General features: G+C 71.5%; 16 protein-coding genes. 7 read left to right on the top strand and 9 right to left on the bottom strand.

Translation table 11 applies throughout. The annotated features are described in order from the left end of the window. Positions 1-97 precede the first annotated feature (97 nt). On the top strand, positions 98-709 hold the full coding sequence (locus HOO61_RS09650; protein ID WP_172258498.1) for a hypothetical protein: 612 nt from the start codon (positions 98-100) through the stop codon (positions 707-709). A gap of 8 nt (positions 710-717) precedes the next feature. Here HOO61_RS09650 and HOO61_RS09645 read toward each other — a convergent pair whose 3' ends face one another. The 6 genes from HOO61_RS09645 to HOO61_RS09620 form a co-directional block, all read right to left on the bottom strand. Continuing rightward, entirely contained in the window at positions 718-2,163 is a 1,446-nt protein-coding gene (locus HOO61_RS09645) for a phospholipase D-like domain-containing protein (RefSeq protein ID WP_172258497.1), read from the bottom strand. 35 nt (positions 2,164-2,198) lie between these two features. After that, positions 2,199-3,263, bottom strand: coding sequence for a hypothetical protein (locus HOO61_RS09640; RefSeq protein ID WP_172258496.1), 1,065 nt, complete (start codon positions 3,261-3,263; stop codon positions 2,199-2,201). Further along, complete coding sequence (locus HOO61_RS09635; RefSeq protein ID WP_172258495.1) at positions 3,260-3,487, bottom strand: DUF6752 domain-containing protein; 228 nt, start codon at positions 3,485-3,487, stop codon at positions 3,260-3,262. Before HOO61_RS09635 ends, HOO61_RS09640 begins: the two co-directional genes overlap by 4 nt. 13 nt (positions 3,488-3,500) lie before the next feature. Further along, positions 3,501-5,066 carry a class I SAM-dependent methyltransferase gene (locus HOO61_RS09630; protein WP_172258494.1) on the bottom strand — a complete coding sequence of 522 codons (1,566 nt, stop codon included), beginning with the start codon at positions 5,064-5,066 and terminating at the stop codon, positions 3,501-3,503. Positions 5,067-5,107: 41 nt separating this feature from the next. Then, positions 5,108-6,298: an endonuclease/exonuclease/phosphatase family protein gene (locus HOO61_RS09625; protein ID WP_172258493.1), complete on the bottom strand. Its 1,191-nt coding sequence runs from the start codon at positions 6,296-6,298 to the stop codon at positions 5,108-5,110. A 116-nt stretch (positions 6,299-6,414) separates the two neighbouring features. Next, the gene (locus HOO61_RS09620; RefSeq protein WP_172258492.1) at positions 6,415-8,328 is read right to left on the bottom strand and encodes an endonuclease/exonuclease/phosphatase family protein; all 1,914 of its coding nucleotides are present in this window, start codon (positions 8,326-8,328) and stop codon (positions 6,415-6,417) included. A 191-nt stretch (positions 8,329-8,519) separates the two neighbouring features. Between HOO61_RS09620 and HOO61_RS09615 the strand changes: the two genes are divergently transcribed. From HOO61_RS09615 to HOO61_RS09600, 4 genes are read left to right on the top strand one after another with little or no spacing between them, the layout of a single operon-like run. Next, positions 8,520-9,788 (top strand): CBS domain-containing protein, encoded by a 1,269-nt coding sequence (locus HOO61_RS09615; RefSeq protein WP_172258491.1) that lies wholly within the window; start codon positions 8,520-8,522, stop codon positions 9,786-9,788. Continuing rightward, a complete protein-coding gene (locus tag HOO61_RS09610) occupies positions 9,785-10,297 on the top strand; it encodes a DUF1003 domain-containing protein (protein ID WP_172258490.1) in 513 nt (170 codons plus the stop codon). The genes HOO61_RS09615 and HOO61_RS09610 overlap by 4 nt, the downstream gene beginning before the upstream one ends. Positions 10,298-10,328: 31 nt before the next feature. Continuing rightward, a complete protein-coding gene (locus HOO61_RS09605) occupies positions 10,329-11,489 on the top strand; it encodes an Mrp/NBP35 family ATP-binding protein (protein ID WP_172258489.1) in 1,161 nt (386 codons plus the stop codon). 43 nt (positions 11,490-11,532) lie between these two features. Further along, positions 11,533-11,862, top strand: a complete 330-nt coding sequence (locus HOO61_RS09600; RefSeq protein ID WP_172258488.1) for a sec-independent translocase — start codon at positions 11,533-11,535, stop codon at positions 11,860-11,862. Positions 11,863-11,870: 8 nt separating this feature from the next. Here HOO61_RS09600 and HOO61_RS09595 read toward each other — a convergent pair whose 3' ends face one another. Both HOO61_RS09595 and HOO61_RS09590 read right to left on the bottom strand, forming a co-directional pair. Further along, the gene (locus tag HOO61_RS09595) at positions 11,871-12,407 is read right to left on the bottom strand and encodes a hypothetical protein (protein WP_172258487.1); all 537 of its coding nucleotides are present in this window, start codon (positions 12,405-12,407) and stop codon (positions 11,871-11,873) included. 9 nt (positions 12,408-12,416) lie between these two features. Next, the gene (locus HOO61_RS09590) at positions 12,417-13,421 is read right to left on the bottom strand and encodes a hypothetical protein (protein ID WP_172258486.1); all 1,005 of its coding nucleotides are present in this window, start codon (positions 13,419-13,421) and stop codon (positions 12,417-12,419) included. 192 nt (positions 13,422-13,613) lie between these two features. Here HOO61_RS09590 and HOO61_RS09585 point away from each other — a divergent pair, with 192 nt between their 5' ends. Beyond that, on the top strand, positions 13,614-14,300 hold the full coding sequence (locus HOO61_RS09585) for a LysM peptidoglycan-binding domain-containing protein (RefSeq protein WP_172258485.1): 687 nt from the start codon (positions 13,614-13,616) through the stop codon (positions 14,298-14,300). Continuing rightward, positions 14,297-14,815 carry an Rv3235 family protein gene (locus tag HOO61_RS09580; RefSeq protein ID WP_172258484.1) on the top strand — a complete coding sequence of 173 codons (519 nt, stop codon included), beginning with the start codon at positions 14,297-14,299 and terminating at the stop codon, positions 14,813-14,815. The genes HOO61_RS09585 and HOO61_RS09580 overlap by 4 nt, the downstream gene beginning before the upstream one ends. A 35-nt stretch (positions 14,816-14,850) precedes the next feature. On the opposite strand, the gene secA is transcribed toward HOO61_RS09580, so the two are convergent. Beyond that, entirely contained in the window at positions 14,851-17,691 is a 2,841-nt protein-coding gene (gene secA, locus HOO61_RS09575) for a preprotein translocase subunit SecA (RefSeq protein WP_172258483.1), read from the bottom strand. Positions 17,692-17,800: the final 109 nt, after the last annotated feature.

Genomic DNA, 17,800 nt, shown 5'->3' with positions numbered 1-17,800 from the left:
GGAGTCTAGGTGTCGACCGAACGCCGGGGGCAGGGTCCCGAGCCGAGACAGTCGTCACAGTCGCCGGATGGTCGGGCCCGCGTGAGAGAGTGAACGCATGCGAGCCACCCGAACGATCGGACCAGCCCTCGGAGCCTCCCTCGTCCTGCTCCTCGCAGCGTGCGGGGAGGACACCCCCGACACGGGCATCGACCCCTCGTCGGAGACCTCCTCCTCCGAGACTCCCACCGAGACCCCCAGCGAGACGCCCACCGCCGCGCCGGTCGAGCCGGTCGACTTCGGCACCGAGCCGGCCGTGGCCGAGCGCTACAAGAAGGCCGCGCTGCGCGCGACCAGCGACGAGCTCATCACCATGGTCCCCTCGGCCCTCCCGGAGGGCTGGACCACGGTGGGCGGCGGCTACCAGCCCGACCCGCAGTGGTGGCGGATGGAGTTCACCGCACCGACCGGTGACGTGGTCCTCGACCAGCTTCCCGGCACGAGTGACGACGTGCTGGCCGACCAGCCCGACCTCGTGGCGGCCGACGACGTCGACCTCTCCGACTGGGGCACCGGCGACTGGTCGGCGTGGGACCACGAGGGCGCGACCGTGCTGGCCTACGACCTCAAGGGCAGCACCGTGGTGCTCCAGGGCCCCGACCTCGAGACCGTCCGCGGGCTCGCCGAGACCCTCCTGCCGGCCGACGAGGCCGGCGAGCAGGAGGGCTGAGCCTCAGCTCAGTCGTTCTCCCAGGTCGGGCCCGCGCCCTTGAGGCGGTCGGGCTCGACCGTCACCATCGGGCCGACGCCGACGCGGCGGCCGTTGACGGTCTTCCAGGACGAGTACGTCGTGGTGTAGGCGTCGCGGCTGTAGGGCTTCTGCCACATGAGGTTGAAGTTCTCCATGTAGTCGCGCACGTTGCCGCGCCCGTGCATGCTGAACAGGATCTCGTCCTGCGGCGTGCCGAGGCTGGACCAGTTGGTCGAGCCGGTCCACACCATGTTGCTGTCGACGTTGCCCTTGTAGGAGCCCTTCAGCACGAAGTACTTGTGGTGCGTGTAGCGCTCGATGTTCTCGGGCATGTTGTCGATCTCGGGGTCACCGGTCGGGACGTCTTCCTTGAGGTTGAAGCCGGTGGAGCGCAGCGGCACGCGCCCACGGGCGGTCGCGGCACCGATGTGCTGCTTGGTGTGGAAGCCCATCAGGCCGTAGTTCACCCGGAGGTTGCAGCCCTGCGCGTAGAGGTCGCGGAGCTTGTCGGCGATGTAGTTGCCGCGCTTGCCGCGCATCGAGTGCATCGACAGCGCGAGCTGGGTGCGGCGCTGCGCGCCCGCGGCATCGGTGTAGACGCACTGGATGTTGTTGAGGATGTCGAGGACGGCGTCGTTGGACGGCGTCGTGTAGCGGGGGAAGACGATGTTGTAGTACTTGTGCTGGTCGCCCGAGGGGCAGTTGAGCCCCGCCTCGCAGAACCCGTAGGTCGCACGGCGCTTGTCCCAGTCGGGACGCATGTCGTTGAACAGCGCGATGTACTGGTCGTACAGCGTCGCCTTGCCGACCGTGGTCCACAGGTCGTTCCACTGCCAGCGCACGGCGTTGAGCGTCATGTTGTAGGAGCCGAGCATGACGACGTTGCGGTTCTTGCCGGTGCGGCTGAAGAGGTAGAACTTGCTGTGCAGGTTGTTGTACTCGTTCTCGTCGGCGCGGCAGCCGGACGTGCACCGCTTGAGGAAGTTCTTCTTCTTCGTGTTGTGACCGAGCACCTTCTGGATGCGGACCTGCGCGCCGGGCACGAGGTGGTCGTTGAGCAGCACCTTGACCTTCACGCCGCGCTTCTTGGCGCGGATGAGCTCGTCGGCGAAGACCTGGCGGTCCAGCGAGTAGGCCGAGATGGTGATCCGCTCGCCCTTGGGCGTGTTGCGGATCGCACGCAGCACGTGGCGCTCGATGACGAAGCGCTTGCTGGGGATCATCGGGTTGTTGAACTTCGCCCCGGTGGGGACCTTCCACTTCTTGTTGGGCTTGCCGGGCTTGCGCGCGGCGAGTCCCGTCAGCGGGGCCGACGACGACGCGTCAACCGCACCCGGGGTCGGTGCGGGCGCGGCGGTGGCACCCGAGGTGGACGCGGCCAGCGAGGCCAGGAGCCCACAGGTGGCGAGCAGGACGACGAACTTGGAACGCACAAAGACTCCTACGTGGCACCCTCAGGGCGCCCGGATCAGAGATTCCCCCGACGTGGCGGCACATCACCTGTGCTCGCGCGGACGTCGGCCACGATATCAGCGACGAGTCGCGAGGCCGATTCGAGAAGTTCGTCGGTGGTGACCGTGTCGGGCTCGCGCCCCGGGGCACCCCCCGTGTCCGCGGTCAGCGTCGCGAGGTCCCCCAGCACGTGGAAGCCGCGGTCGGCGATCAGCGCCGTGGCCGCGCGGTCGAGCTCGGCGAACCGCTCCCGGTGGTGCGCCGGCAGGCCTCCGCGCTCACGCGGCTGCCGGGCCAGCAGGTCCTCGGCGAGGTAGCCGCGGATCCACACCCCGCGCTCCTGCGCCGAATAGGGCGGGAGGTGCTTGTTGACCAGCCGGAGGGTCTCGATCTGGACGATCCCGAGGGCGGGGTTGACCGCATCGGCGGGCGCCTCGAAGGCGCCGGGATCGACGCCGAGCACCTCGGCGAAGTGCCGCCAGTGCAGGTCGCGCGGCTGGCCGGCCCCGGGCATCACCAGGACGTGCACCCGCTCGGCCGGCAGGTCGGGGGTCCACCGCTCGAGGACCCCGGCCAGGTCCCAGGTGCGCATGCTGAACTCGGGCCCACCCGCGGCCTTGCCCGCCATCACCGCGTCGAGGTCGACGGTGCTGCCGTTCTTCACCGACTCCTGCCACCCGGCCGACACCACGCTGGCCGCGTCGCGCGCGGTGACCACGAGGTGCACCTCGGCGTCGGGGAAGTCGGCGATGGCCCGGGAGGCCTGCCGCGCGCTCGCCCCGCAGAGGAACTCGTGGGTGATCAGCACGTCGCCGGACTGCGCGGACGCCTGGTCGACGAGCCGCCGCCACGCCCCGGGTGCGTCCGGGTGGCGTCGGGCGAGCCGCGGCCGCTCCTGCAGGTCCAGCGCTGCCCAGAGGTGCTCGCGGTGACCGAACCCCGGCAGGAACAGCCCCGCCGACCGCAGGGGGGCGCGGTTGGCCCAGACGACCTGCTGGAGGTACGTCGTCCCGGTCTTGGGCAGCCCGATGTGGAGGAACACCCGGCGTGGCCCACCGTGGCCGCGCGGGCCAGCGCTCAAGAGAAGTCCTCGCGGTACTTCCCGAGCAGCTCCTCCAGCTTCTCCTCGTCACGCGCGGCCACCGGCAGCAGCAGCTCCGTCACGACGTCGGTGAGCTCGGCCAGGCGCACGTTGAGCGCGCGGTTCTCCTGGACGGCCTCCTCGAGCGCGGCGACGCGCTTCTCGAGGTCGCCGCCGACCTCGGGGCCGGAGCGGTGCCCCCTCCGAATGCCCAGTCCGAACATGTCTGCTCCCACCTCACGCGTTCCAGTCGATGATCATGCGGCACACCTGCGAGCTCCCGGGCGCGTCCGAGACGTGCTCGCGGACCTGCTCCAGGACCCGGCCTCCGGACTCCGCCACCTCGGCCGCGACGATCGCGGGGTCGAGGGGCTTGCGGGCGCCGGTGCGGCGAGCGTAGCCGTCGCGGCCCTTCTCGCTGAGGAACTGCAGGTGCAGGGTGCCGTTCGTCCCGGCCACCACCATGCGGGCCGCGCGCAGCATGTTGAGGCGACCCCGGCGACCGAGCCGCTCGACGACGTGGACGCACCCGACGGCGCGCGGGCCGGGCATCCGGGCGATCCAGGCCGGCACGGCGAGCACGTGGCGCAGCTCGAGGAGGTTGAAGAGCTGGAAGGTCACCCGCGGGTCGTCGGCGCGGCGCTGAGCCTCGGCGTCGTAGGCGTAGGGCTGGAAGTCGAGCCCGATCGCGGTCACGCCGCGGTCGGCGAACCACGCGACGTCGGTGCCGCGGCCGCAGCCGATGTCGACGTACGTCGCGAGGTCGGGGTGGCGTGCGGCGACCGCCTCGGCGACGGCCGAGACCGACGCGGCGTGGTGCGCGGTGCGCTTGTGGTAGGCGTGCCAGCCGGCGCGTCCGGTGCGCATCCCGCGGAACCAGCCGTTGAAGAGCTCGATGGTGCTGGCGGGGGTGGTGAACTTGTAGGCCGGGTCGGGCACCCGCCAGTGGGGGCCGTACGTGGCGGTGAGGAACCTGTCGGCGTCGGCCGGCACGGGGAACTCACGTCCCTCCAGCGAGGCCGTCCCGAGCGGGTAGATCCACTCGCGCTCGAACGGCACGGCGATCTCACCCATCAGGTAGAGCTTGCCGTCGCGCATGAACCCGCCGAAGACGTCGAGCCCGCGGTCGAGGCCGTCGCTCTCCAGGACGTGGACCTTGAGGGCGATCGCGCTGTAGCGGGTGACGCGGTAGCCCATGTCGGTGAGGGCGCGCTGGATCCGGAAGGACTCGCGGATCACGTCGACCGGGTGGTCGTAGGTGCTGACGTAGCCCAGGTCAGCGTCGCTGTCGTGGCCGATGAGGCCGCCGTCGCGGATCGCGCCCAGGGCCGTGCCGTAGGCGAGGAAGGCGTCGAGCCCGGCCCGGCGCAACGCGCCGAGCACCTCCTCGATCGCGTCGAGCAGCGGCTCGACCTGGGCGGCGTCGCGGGTGTCGAAGGTCTCGACCAGCTTGAGCGACTTGTCGAGAGCCAGCGGACGGCCGGCGGGGTTGACGACGGCGATCCGGTCGGGGCGCTCGCCGAACTGCACCTCGCGGGAGAAGAGCACGGTGTCGGTGCCGGGGTCGCTGAGGGTCACCTCGGTGACCCCGTCGAGGAACGGCCGCAGGGGCTTGGGCCACTGCAGGCTGATCCCGTCGTCGCTCCGCTCGCCGTCGCGGAGCAGCCAGAACGACCAGATGCGGCGACCGTCGAAGGCCACGTCGACCAGCTGCTCGGGGGCGTCGGCGACCAGCAGGCCCGCGGCGTCGATCCGGAGGACCTCCAGCGCGCCGGGACGCCGCAGCTGGCTCAGGGACCTCACGCGGCGGACTATACCGAGCGGCCCGCCCGCGGCCTCGGGGGCTACGGGGCCTCGGTCTCGCCGTCGGTCTCGTCGTCGGTCGGGTCGTCGGTCCCCGGCTCCGCGACGCCCTCGGTGAGGGTGGCGGTGGCGTGCACCATGTTGTGGTCGGACGCCTGGCCCGTGCCGGTGACGGCGTAGCCGCCGAAGGCGATGCCGGTGGAGCCGAAGACCCAGTCGACCTGCATCCCGGACGGAGGCGAGCAGCCACCGGCCGAGCTGCCGCCCGCGGCGGCGGTGAAGACGCCGCCCGCGGTGAAGCGGCAGAAGATCTCGGCGCGCTCGTTGTAGTCGCCGGTGGCGATCACAGGAGTGCCGTCGGCCTGGTGGAGCTCGGTCAGGTGGGCGACCTCCATGGCGGCCGCCTCGGCCCGCCACCGGGCGTTGTTGCCGAGGTTGGGCGTGTCGGCGGGGTTGTGGAAGTTCGCGAACCACGCCCGGCGTCCGGTGCTGATCGACTCCAGCAGGACGACCGGCATGTCGATCCGGTTGCCTCCGGCGTAGGGAATGGGAAGCGTGTGCGCCTCCACCAGCCGGAACATGTCGGAGCGCCAGGCGATGTTGAAGCGCACCGACCGGTTGCCGAGCGACATGCCCGGGTAGAGCGAGTACTCCCCCGCCCGCGAGGTGAACATGCCGTACTGGCTCTGCTCGAACTCCTGGAACCCGACGACGTCGATCCCGTTGCTCCGCAGCTGGCCGATCGTCATGTCCATGCGCGGGCCGGCGTCGGGCCAGCCCGGCCGGTTGCCTCCCGGCCCCGTGTGGGAGTCACCGAGGACGTTGTAGCTCGCGACCTGGAACTCGAAGGACTGCAGGCGCTGCTCGACCTCCCTCACCTGCCGGGAGACGCGGGCGGCGAGCCGGCGCTGGGCGGCACGGAAACGGCGTACGGACGCCTCGAGCTGCTCGGGCTCCGGGTGCTCCGGCTCGGCACCGGCCGAGCCCGAGGGCCGGCCTGACCCGTCGGACCCTTCATCCCCGGCCGCTGCGCCCGGGTCGTCGGACGCATCGGACGCAGCCGTGGCCTGCGAGGCGCCCGTCCGGTCGGTGGCCACCTCGTCGACCGCGGAGTCCGACCAGAACGACGCCCACACCACAGCGGCGATGATCGCGAGCACGAGGAAGGGAGCCCACAGCTCGACACGCGAGCGGCGCGGGCTGCTCGGGGTCTCGGGGTCCTTGTGCTTCACGGCCACCTTCTGCGGGGGGTGAGCCGACGCCCCGGCGGACGGCGCCACGCGGGACGTGGGCGGCTCGGAGCCGCAAGCCTAACCGGGCGCCGCAGCGCCGCACCAACCTTCTCGGATCAGGACCCCGGGACCAGCAGCGGGTCGAAGACCTGGAAGCGCTGCTCCGGGTCCATCGACGAGGCCGGCACCGGCGGGACACCCAGCGTGCGCGTGACCAGGTTGGTCAGGTCGCCGACCCGGATGGGCTGCGCGCCGGAGTAGCCCGTCTGCTGGCTGCCGGGCGAGCTGAACGACGGGTTGAGGGAGTAGAGGTCGCTCGCGGCCGGAACGCCCGGACCCGTCACCCACATCGGCACCTTGTAGCTCTTCGCCCAGGTGCGCGAGGAGCCCTTCGACTTCTGCGCGCCGCCGGTGCCGGTGACGACCAGCAGCGTCGTGCCGTTCATCGCCGGCGACTTGGCGATGCTGCGGCGGATGCCGGCGACCTTCTGGAACGCCTTGCGGACCGCCTTCTCGTACGCCGCGCCCTTGAAGCCGTCGTCGAGCCCGGCCTTCAGGACCCCCGACAGCTCGATGACGCTCAGCTCGGCGGGCTTGCGCTCGATCGTCTCGCGCCACCAGCCGACGGCCTGGGCGTCGTCGCGCTTGATCTTGAACCGGTCGATCTTGGCCGTGCCGTCGTCCACGCCGTAGGGGTCCTTGCCGCCGCTCTTGCGGTTCCAGCTGCTCAGGACGAAGCGGGTCTCCTTGCGGCTCGAGGCGAACATGGTGCGCCCCGAGTTGTTGTGGGCGAGGTCGAAGAGGCTGGAGACGTACTGGCCCGCCGAGTCGTGGACCGTCGACGGCAGCTTCTTCTCGGAGCCGACACCGTGTCCGCCCCTCTTGGGGAACACCCGGCGCCCGGTGAGCAGCGTCGTCAGGTTGGCGTCGGCCTGGGTGCTCTCAGTAGCGGTGCGCGCGTTGGTGGTCGACGCACCGTTGCTGACCATGCGCGTGGCCTCGCCGGGGGCCTTCGAGCCGCCGGCGATGGCCGAGGTCAGGCCGGGGACGGCGACGACCACGACGTGGTCGACACCGTTCGGCGCGGAGGCCGGCACGACGGCGTTGGAGTAGTAGAGGGGGTGGTCGCTGGTCTTGGAGACGAAGTCGTTCCACACCCGGGTGTAACCGTTGAAGAAGACGTCCTTGGTGCCCATGATCCAGTCGATCGCGCCACCGGCGGGCGGCTGGCAGGTGCTGCCGTCGACGTAGCCGCCGCTGGCGGACCACATGTTCGAGCCGGGTGCGACCTTGCAGTAGTAGCTGCCGCGCTCGTTCTTGTCGCCGAGGGAGATGAACGGCGCGTCGGGGTAGGCGGCCCGCAGCTCGTTGGCGAGCGCGACCTCCATCGCGAAACCGGTGTCGCGGTAGGACTGCGCCGGACCGCGTACGTCGGCCGGGTTGTGGGTGTTGAAGAACCACACCCGACGGCCGGTCTCGACGTTCTGCAGGAGCACCGCCGGCATCCGGCTGGGCACGCCGTCGAAGTAGGGGATCGGGATCGTGCGCGCCTCGAGCAGCGTCCAGACACCGGTGTTCCACCCGATCGAGTTGACCGAGGGGCCGGCCGGGTTGTCGAGGCCCGGGTAGGTCTGCCAGGAGGTGCCCATCAGCTCGCCGAAGCGGGCCGCCTGCGGCGGCTGGAACTCCTGGAAGCCGACGACGTCGAGGGTGTTCTGCTGGAGGAGGCTCACCACGCGGTCCATGCGCACGGTGCCGGACTCCCAGCCCTTGCGCTTGCCGCCGGGAGCGGTGTGGTCGGCACCGAGGACGTTGAAGTTGCCGACCCGGAAGAAGGTGGCCGGGGTCGTCTGCGCGGTGTCGGCCGCGCGGGCCGTGACGGGCGCGGCGGCGGGCTGGGCAGCAGCCGCGGACGCCGGGCCGGCGTCGGGAGCGGTGGGGGCCACGAGCAGTGCCGTGGCGAGCGTCAGACCGACGGCGCCGAGGCGTCGGAAGGAGGACGGGCGCGAGGAAGCAGACGTGCCGGGCATGGAAGGGGCCTCACAGATGTCGGGGAAGTGGCGTCGTCGAGGTGACCCGACCGTGCCCGTCCGCCGCACGTCAGACGTGTCGGCCCGGGCCCGATCGATGTGACAGAAGTGACTCGTGCTACATGAGAGTACACCACGGCTCCGGCGCGGAGGCGGTTCCGGAGAGCGGACGGCACGCTACCGTTGCGGCCGTGAGCACCACCCCGACCCGCGTCTTCGTGGCCCGGCTCGTCGGGCTGCCGATCTTCGACCCCCAGGGCGACCAGGTGGCCAAGGTGCGCGACCTGGTCGTCGCGCTCCGCACCGAGACGAGCCAGCCGCGGGTCCTCGGCATGGTCGCCGAGGTCTTCGGTCGACGCCGGATCTTCGTGCCGATGACGCGCATCACCGCGATCGACAGCGGTCAGGTGCACACGACGGGCCTGCTGAACATGCGTCGCTTCGAGCAGCGCTCGACCGAGACGCTCGTGATGGGCCAGATGCTCGACCGCACGGTCACGATCAAGGACTCGGGCGTCACCGGCGTCGTGTACGACGTCGCGATGGAGCAGGCGCGCAACCGCGACTGGGTCCTCTCGCGCGTCGCGGTGCAGGAGCCGAGCAAGGGGTTCCGGCGGCGCGGGCAGACCCACGTCGTGGAGTGGCGCGACGTGACCGGCCTGACCCGGCACGAGCCCACCCAGGGCGCCACCCACCTCATCGCGGCGCTCAACGACATGCGTCCGGCCGACGCGGCCAACATGATCCACGACCTCCCGCCGGAGCGGCGTACGGCCGTCGTGGCGGCCCTCGACGACGAGCGGCTGGCCGACGTGCTCGAGGAGCTCCCCGACGAGGACCAGGTCGAGATCCTCGAGCACCTCGACTCCGAGCGTGCCGCCGACGTGCTGGAGGAGATGTCGGCCGACGACGCCGCCGACCTGATCGCCGAGCTCAACCCCGAGACGGCCGCGACGCTGCTCGGGTTGATGGAGCCCGACGAGGCCGAGGACGTGCGGCGCCTGATGTCGTACGACGACGACACCGCCGGCGCGATGATGACGCCCGAGCCGGTGATCCTCTCCCCCGACGCGACCATCGCCGACGCTCTCGCTCACGTGCGCAACCCCGAGCTCACCCCGGCCCTCGCGGCGCTGGTCTACGTCTGCCGCCAGCCGTTGGAGACCCCGACGGGTCGGCTGCTGGGGGCGGCGCACATCCAGCGCCTCCTGCGTGAGCCGCCCTCGACCCTCGTGGCCGCCGCGCTCGACGAGTCGATGGACCCGCTGCGCCCCGACGCCTCGATGGACGAGGTGGCGGCCCACCTGGCCACCTACAACCTGGTCGCCGCGCCCGTCGTGGACGACGAGGGCCGCCTGCTCGGCGCGATCACGGTCGACGACCTGCTCGACCACATGCTGCCCGAGGGCTGGCGCGACCGGGCCCCGCGACCCGGACCGATCACGGGAGGTGCCCGGTGAGCACCGACCGCCGCATCCGGCTCGACACCCCCCGCGACACGCGCCGCCAGCTCGTGCGGCGCCCGAGCGTCGACGCCGACGCGTTCGGCGTCTTCGCCGAGTCGTTCGCCCGCTACATGGGCACCGCGAAGTTCCTGCTCTGGATGACGATGTTCGTCGCGGCCTGGGTCGCCTGGAACGTCCTCGCGCCGCGTGACCTGCGCTTCGACGAGTTCCCGTTCATCTTCCTGACCCTGATGCTCAGCCTGCAGGCGTCGTACGCCGCTCCGCTGATCCTGCTCGCCCAGAACCGCCAGGAGCAGCGCGACAAGGTGGTCGCCGAGCAGGACCGCCAGGCCAACGCCCGGGCCCACGCCGACATGGAGTTCCTCGCCCGCGAGGTCGCCTCGCTGCGGATGGCGGTCGGCGAGGTCGCCACCCGCGACTTCCTGCGCTCGGAGCTGCGCGGACTCCTCGGCGACATCGAGGACCTCTCGCGCCGCGAGCCCGAGGACGAGCCGACACCGTGATCCCACGGGGTGGCTCGTAGACTTCGTCCTCATGAGCACCCCCACGCAGCAGCAGGTGATGGACGCCCTGGCGACCGTCAACGATCCCGAGATCAAGCGCCCGATCACGGACCTGGGGATGGTCGACTCCGTCGAGGTCGCCGCGGACGGCGCGGTCGCGGTCCACGTGCTGCTGACCGTGGCGGGGTGCCCGCTCAAGGACACGATCAACCGCGACGTCACCGCCGCCGTCACGAAGGTCCCCGGCGTCGCGTCGGTCGACCTCACCCTCGGCGTGATGACCGCCGAGCAGCGCGCCGGCCTCAAGGAGATCCTCAGCGACGGGCGCGCCCAGCGCGAGATCCCCTTCGCCCAGCCCGGCTCGCTCACCAAGGTCTACGCGATCGCCAGCGGCAAGGGCGGCGTCGGCAAGTCGTCGGTCACGGTCAACCTCGCCCTGTCGATGGCCGCCCAGGGCCTCAAGGTCGGCATCGTGGACGCCGACATCTACGGTCACTCGGTGCCGGCGATGCTCGGCGTCGCGGACACCCGGCCGACCCAGGTCGACGACCTGATCATGCCGGTGCCCACGCCCAGCGGCGTCTCGGTGATCTCCATCGGCATGCTCAAGCCCCGCCGCGACCAGGTCGTCGCCTGGCGTGGCCCCATGCTCGACCGCGCACTCGTGCAGATGCTGGCCGACGTCTACTGGGGCGACCTCGATGCCCTGCTGCTCGACCTGCCCCCCGGCACCGGCGACGTGGCGATCTCGCTCGGCCAGCACCTGCCGAGCGCCGAGGTCGTCGTCGTCACGACCCCGCAGGAGGCGGCGGCCGAGGTGGCCGAGCGCGCCGGCACGATGGCGTCGATGATGCACCAGCGGGTCGTCGGCGTGATCGAGAACATGAGCTACCTCCCCTGCCCCCACTGCCCGGCCGAGGACGACCACCGGCTCGAGGTCTTCGGCAGCGGCGGCGGTGCGCGGGTGGCGGCGACGCTGTCGGGACGGTTCGGCTACGACGTACCGGTCCTCGCCCAGATCCCGCTCGACATCTCCCTGCGCGAGGGCGGTGACGTCGGCAAGCCCATCGTGGAGGCCGACCCGTCCGCCCACGCCGCGCGTGAGCTCACCCGGGTCGCCCAGACGCTGTCGGGGCGCGGCCGCGGGCTGGCGGGCATGCAGCTCGGGCTCACCCCGTCCAGCAAGTTCTGACCACGTCCGACCACCGCTCCGGGCAGGCAGTAGGTTCTGAGTCATGTTCGACGTCGGGCTCCTCGAGCTGGCCGTGATCGCCCTCGTGGCGGTCGTCGTGCTGGGTCCGGACAAGCTGCCCGACCTCGCCCGGCAGGCCGCGCAGCTGCTCCACCGGGCGCGCGGGCTCGCCACCAACGCCCGCGACGAGCTCCGCAACGAGCTCGGCCCGGAGTACTCCGACCTCCAGCTGCGCGACCTCGACCCCCGCACGATCGTCCGCAAGCACATCACCGAGGCCATGGCCGAGGTCGACCGCGAGCAGGCGGAGGCCGCCAAGCAGTCCGCGCTCCCCGAGGGCCACGTCCCGCCCTACGACGTCGAGGCCACCTGACGCTCGGGTCAGTCGTCGCGGCTCTGCACGGCGACCAGGCCGGCGTACGGCACGAGGAAGACCTCACCCGAGGTGGCGCGCCCCTCGAGGAAGTCGACGCCGACGCGCAGGACGTACGCCTCGTGGCGGGTGCCGTCGGCCAGGTGCAGCAGGCAGCGCGCCTCCGCGTCCGCGAGGCGGCGCAGGGCGGCGCGCAAGCCGAGGCGGTCGATCGGCGACCAGGCGACCTCGGGCACCGAGCGCTCGCTCGCGCCGCGTACGCCGGTGACGGCACGGAGCGGGACGATCCAGTCCTGACCGGTCCCGCTGAGCAGGCACCACTCCTCCCCCACCCGGGCGAGCCGGCCCTCGAGCCGGCCCAGGTGCGGGAGGTCGAGGGACACGCCGCGTCCGCGCGAGGCCATCAAGCGGCTGGCGAGCGTGACGGAGCCGTACTCGGTGCGCGCCCGGTCGGCGAGCTCGGCCTCGCGGTCGGCCTCCCATGCCGCCGCGGCCTGGCCCTCGAGGTCGTCGAGCAGAGCGAACAGGTCGTGCTCCCAGGACATGGGCCGAGCCTAGTCAGGCAGGTCCACCCGTTCGCACGTCTCCGTCGCGGGCCGGCAGCGGGCGAGTGCCCCGTCACCGTCAGGCGACACCAGCACGGCGAGCAGCTCGTCGGCCGTCTCCCACTGCAGGTCTGCAGCGTCGAAGCGCCAGCCGTCCGGCGCGGTGAGGACGCCCTGGTCGGAGCCGTCCCGACGCTGCACGTGCAGCTCGGCGGGTCCCCAGGCCTCGCCGCCCGTCGTGCCCGGGAGCACGTAGGCCAGCCACTGGTCGCTGGCCTCCAGGGCGTCGTGGGTCGGCACCGGACCGAGCCGGGTCAGCGTGCCGTCCTCGGCGAGCCCGGCGAGGTAGGGCGCGCCCTGCTGACCGTCGGTCCGGTCGTACCTGCCCTCGTTCGCCACCAGGCCGACATCCGTGCTGCCGATGACGACCTGCCCGGGCGCGGTCTCGGCCAGGTCGACGGTCGCGTTGTCGACCAGCGGCCGCCAGAGCCACTGGAAGCGCGGCCCGCGGGCGACGACGAGCCCGTCGTCGGTGACCGCGACGGCGCGCGGCGCAGGGCTCATCTCCCCACGCGGCAGGTCGACCGCGCCGAAGCCCTCCCCTGCCCACTCCGTGTCGGCACCCACCAGCCTCCACCTGTTGCCCGGCTCGGTCAGCACGTGTGCGGTGTAGCCGCCGCCGGGTGAGATGACGACGGACTGGTCGATCTGGCCGTCGATCCGCTGGGGCTCCGCGTCGTAGCCCCACCACCACGTGCGGTCGGCACGCAGGCCGACCCAGTGGGTGCCGCGTCCTCTCGCGGTGAACCACTCCCCGGGCACCTGGACGCCTCCGACGTGGAGCTCGTGTCCCACCACCAGCGGGACGCCCGTCGCCGTCCCGGCCCCCTGCCCCGTCTCCTGCCCCGTCTCCTGCTCTGCCGTCTGTCCCGTCGGCTCCGCGGCCGCGGGTGCGTCGCCGCCCCGCTGCTCCCCACACCCGGCTGTCGCGGCGAGCAGCGCTGCAGAAGCCACTGCCCCGATCCGGGCTCGTGTCGTCGTGCACCTCATCGTCCTCGTCCCCCTTCACCCTGGGAGACGTCTCAACGGCCCCATCGGTTGCTCGACGCCCCGAAGCCCTGTGGAAGAGCCGTTGACATCGTCGACGAACGTTCGTTGAATGATGCAAACGCACGCAAACGGAAGGATAGCGTGATGTCTCGGGGGATGCTTCACACCATTCGGCCGTACGCCGTCTGGCTGGGGGTGACGGTCGCCGCGGCGGCCGCGGCGGTGTCCGTTCCCGGGGCGTGGCCCGACGCGGCAGGGGCGGCTCCCCGGCAGACGGCCGACGTGATCGTCGCCGGGTGCGCCACCGCGCTCGCCCTGTCGCTGGGCTGGCTCTGGCTGGTCACCTCGGTGGCGGTGGTCGAGCTCGTGGCGGGCAGGGAGCCTCGGGGCGGAGGTGCCACGCGGCGCCTGGTCCTGCTCGCGTGCGGCGCTGCCGTGGTGGCCGGCACAGCCGTCCCGGCGCAGGCCGCGGGTGGCGACGGTGCTGAGGTGCTCGTCGGGCTCCCGCTCCCGGAGCGGCCGGCCGCACCGGCCGGACTGCGGGCCGCGCGGGCCACCGCACCCAACGCCGCCACCGGCACCCCCGGCATCCCCGTCGCGCGCCCGACGGCTCCCGACACCTACGTGGTCCGGGCCGGCGACTCGTTGTGGTCCATCGCTCGCGCGCATCCGGCGCCGGACACCGACGTGGAGTCCCGCTGGCGGGCGATCTGGCGCCACAACCACGACGTCGTGGGCGACGACCCCGACCTGATCCACCCGGGCCAGGCGTTCCGCCTGCCGGCCACCGACGCACCTGCTGCCGCACCGACCGACACCGACCAGGACGGAGAACGACGATGAGCACACCCGACACCGCCGAGGCCGAGGTCATCGTGCTCCGGCCCGACGCCAGCATGGCCAGCGTCCAGGGGGCACTCGCCCTGGACCTGACGCCGCGCACCGCTCCCCCGCGGCCGCGGCTCCGCAGCACCCGCGCGAGCGACCTGGCCGACCTCGAGCGCGCCTCGCGCGAGCAGGTGGACGCCTTCGTCGGCCGCTACCTGCAGGCCGCGGTCGAGATCGCCGCCGGCGACCGCCCGGTCGCCCAGCTGCTGCGCCACACGGTGCCGGAGGTCTTCGACGCGCTGTCCGGGCGCGCCCGCGCGGTCACCGCGGCGGGCGGCCTCGCACCGGGCCGGGTCCGGGGACCCAACCCGGCGCGGCCGGTCGTGGTCGGCGTACGCACCGCCCTGATCCGCAGCGACGCGGTCGAGGCGAGCGCCCACGTGCGCTACGGCCGGCGCTCACGCGCGGTCGCCGCACGGTTCGAGGTCGTGCGCGATCGCTGGCAGTGCGTCGCGATCACCTGGGGTTGAGCTGCTCAACCAGCGGTGATGGTCAGCCGGGGTGGTCAGCCGCCCATGGTCGCGCGACCGGTGGCGCCGCCCGGGGCACCGTGGCAGCGCTTGAACTTCTGTCCGGACCCGCACGGGCACAGCGAGTTGCGACCGACGCCGGCGAACGGGTCGTCCTCGGCCGACGGAGCCGCGTGGACCTCGGCCTCGCCGTCCTCCGACGGCGCGCTGTAGGACAGGTTCTGCGGGCGGCTGGGCCGGTCGAGGCCCTTGGCCCGGATCGTGGGCGCGTGGGACTGGGCCTGCGCGAAGTCGATCTGCGGCGTGGCCGCGGACACCTGCGGCGCGGCCTGAGGCGCCGCCGCGAGGACCGACTCGTCGGACGTGTCGACGTCCTCCTCGTCCTCGACCTCCACCTGGAGGTTGAACAGGAAGCCGACCGACTCCTCCTTGATGCCGTCCATCATCACGGCGAACATGTCGAAGCCCTCGCGCTGGTACTCCACGAGCGGGTCGCGCTGGGAGTAGGCACGCAGGTAGATGCCCTCGCGCAGGTAGTCCATCTCGTAGAGGTGCTCGCGCCACTTGCGGTCGAGCACGGAGAGCACGACACGACGCTCCAGCTCGCGCTGGACCTCCTCGCCGATCTCGTCCTCGCGGCGGTCGTAGGCCTCCTGCACGTCCTTCTGCAGGTCCTCGATCAGCTTCTCTCGGCTGAGGCCCTCGACGCCGCCGGCCTCCTTGACCACGCCCTCCTTGGTCAGACCGACCGGGTAGAGCTGGTTGAGCGCGGTGAACAGGCCGTCGAGGTCCCAGTCCTCCGCGTAGCCCTCGGTCGCGCCGCGGACGTAGCCCGCGATCACGTCGTCGAGGAAGCCGCGGATCTGCTCGCCGAGGTCGGCGCCCTCGAGCACCCGGCGGCGCTCGGCGTAGATGACCTCGCGCTGACGGCTCATCACGTCGTCGTACTTGAGCACGTTCTTGCGCGACTCGAAGTTCTGCGACTCGATGTTGGCCTGCGCGCCGGCGATCGCGTTGCTGACGCGCTTGGCGTCGATCGGCACGTCGTCGGGCACCTTGAGCACGGTGAGGATCCGGTCGACCCACTCCGACTTGAACAGCCGCATCATCTCGTCCTGCAGCGACAGGTAGAACCGGGACTCACCCGGGTCGCCCTGACGACCGGAACGACCGCGGAGCTGGTTGTCGATGCGGCGCGACTCGTGCCGCTCGGTGCCGACGACGTAGAGGCCGCCGAGCTCGCGGACCTCGTCGTGCTCGGCAGAGACCTGCGCCTTGATCCGCTCGACCATCGCGGGCCAGGCCGCGTCGTAGTCCTCCGGCGACTCGACCGGGTCCAGGCCCTGCTTGCGCAGCTCCTGGTCGGCGAGGAAGTCGACGGAACCACCGAGCATGATGTCGGTGCCTCGGCCGGCCATGTTGGTGGCGACGGTGACGGCGCCCTTGTGGCCGGCGAGCGCGACGACCTTGGCCTCGTCTGCGTGCTGCTTGGCGTTGAGGACGGTGTGCGGGATGCCGCGCTTCTTGAGCAGGTTGGAGAGGTACTCCGACTTCTCCACCGACACGGTGCCGATGAGGATCGGCTGACCCTTCTCGTGGCGCTCGGCGATGTCGTCGGCGACGGCCTCGTACTTCGCCTCCTCGGTCCGGTAGACGAGGTCGACGTTGTCGACGCGCTGCATCGGGCGGTTGGTCGGGATCGGGACCACGCCGAGCTTGTAGATCTTGTCGAACTCGGAGGCCTCGGTCATGGCCGTACCGGTCATGCCGGAGAGCTTGTCGTAGAGGCGGAAGTAGTTCTGCAGGGTGATCGTGGCGAGGGTCTGGTACTCCTCGCGGACGGTCACGCCCTCCTTGGCCTCGATGGCCTGGTGCAGGCCGTCGTTGTAGCGGCGACCGGCCAGGATGCGGCCGGTGTGCTCGTCGACGATGAGCACCTCGCCGTCCATGACGACGTACTCCTTGTCGTTGCGGAACAGCTCCTTGGCCTTGATGGAGTTGTTCAGGAAGGAGATGAGCGGGGTGTTGACCGAGTCGTAGAGGTTGTCGATGCCCAGGTGGTCCTCGACCTTGGTGATGCCGGGCTCGAGCACCGAGATGGTGCGCTTCTTCTCGTCGACCTCGTAGTCGGTGTCGCGCACCATCGAGCGCGCCACCTTGGCGAACTCGGCGTACCACTTGACCTCGTCCTGGGTCGGGCCGCTGATGATGAGCGGGGTGCGGGCCTCGTCGATGAGGATCGAGTCGACCTCGTCGACGATGGCGAAGTTGTGGCCGCGCTGGACGCACTCGGCGACCGAGTCCGCCATGTTGTCGCGGAGGTAGTCGAAGCCGAGCTCGTTGTTGGTGCCGTAGGTGATGTCGCAGGCGTAGGCCTCGCGACGCTCCGCGGGACGCATCGACGGCAGGATCACGCCGGTGGTCAGGCCGAGGAAGTGGTGGACGCGGCCCATCTGCTCGGACTGGAACTTGGCGAGGTAGTCGTTGACCGTGACGACGTGGACGCCCTTGCCCTCGAGGGCGTTGAGGTAGGACGGCAGCACGGCGACGAGGGTCTTGCCCTCACCGGTCTTCATCTCGGCGATGTTGCCGAGGTGGAGGGCGGCCGCACCCATGACCTGCACGTCGAAGGGGCGCATGCCGAGCACGCGCTTGCTCGCCTCGCGGACGGTGGCGAAGGCCTCCGGCATGAGGTCGTCGAGGGTCTCGCCGTTGGCGAGCCGCTCCCGGAACTCGTCGGTCATCCCGCGGAGCTCGTCGTCGGTCATCTTGACGAAGTCGTCCTCGATGGCGTTGACAGCCTTGGAGACGGCTTCGAGCTCGCGGAGGATCTTGCCCTCGCCGATGCGGAGGAGCTTGTCGATGATGGCAGGCACGAGTGGTAACTGTACCCACCGGCTCCAGCCCGGGCGATTCGGCTGCGTCGACCCCGTGAGGGGCCCCGCGGTCGGGTCACGACCGGCCCTGCAACCGGTCGACAAGTCG

The sequence above is a fragment of the Nocardioides sp. zg-1230 genome (genome assembly GCF_013155335.1).
In the GTDB taxonomy this organism is placed as follows: Bacteria; Actinomycetota; Actinomycetes; order Propionibacteriales; family Nocardioidaceae; genus Nocardioides.
This window is presented reverse-complemented; position numbering and strand designations above follow the sequence as displayed.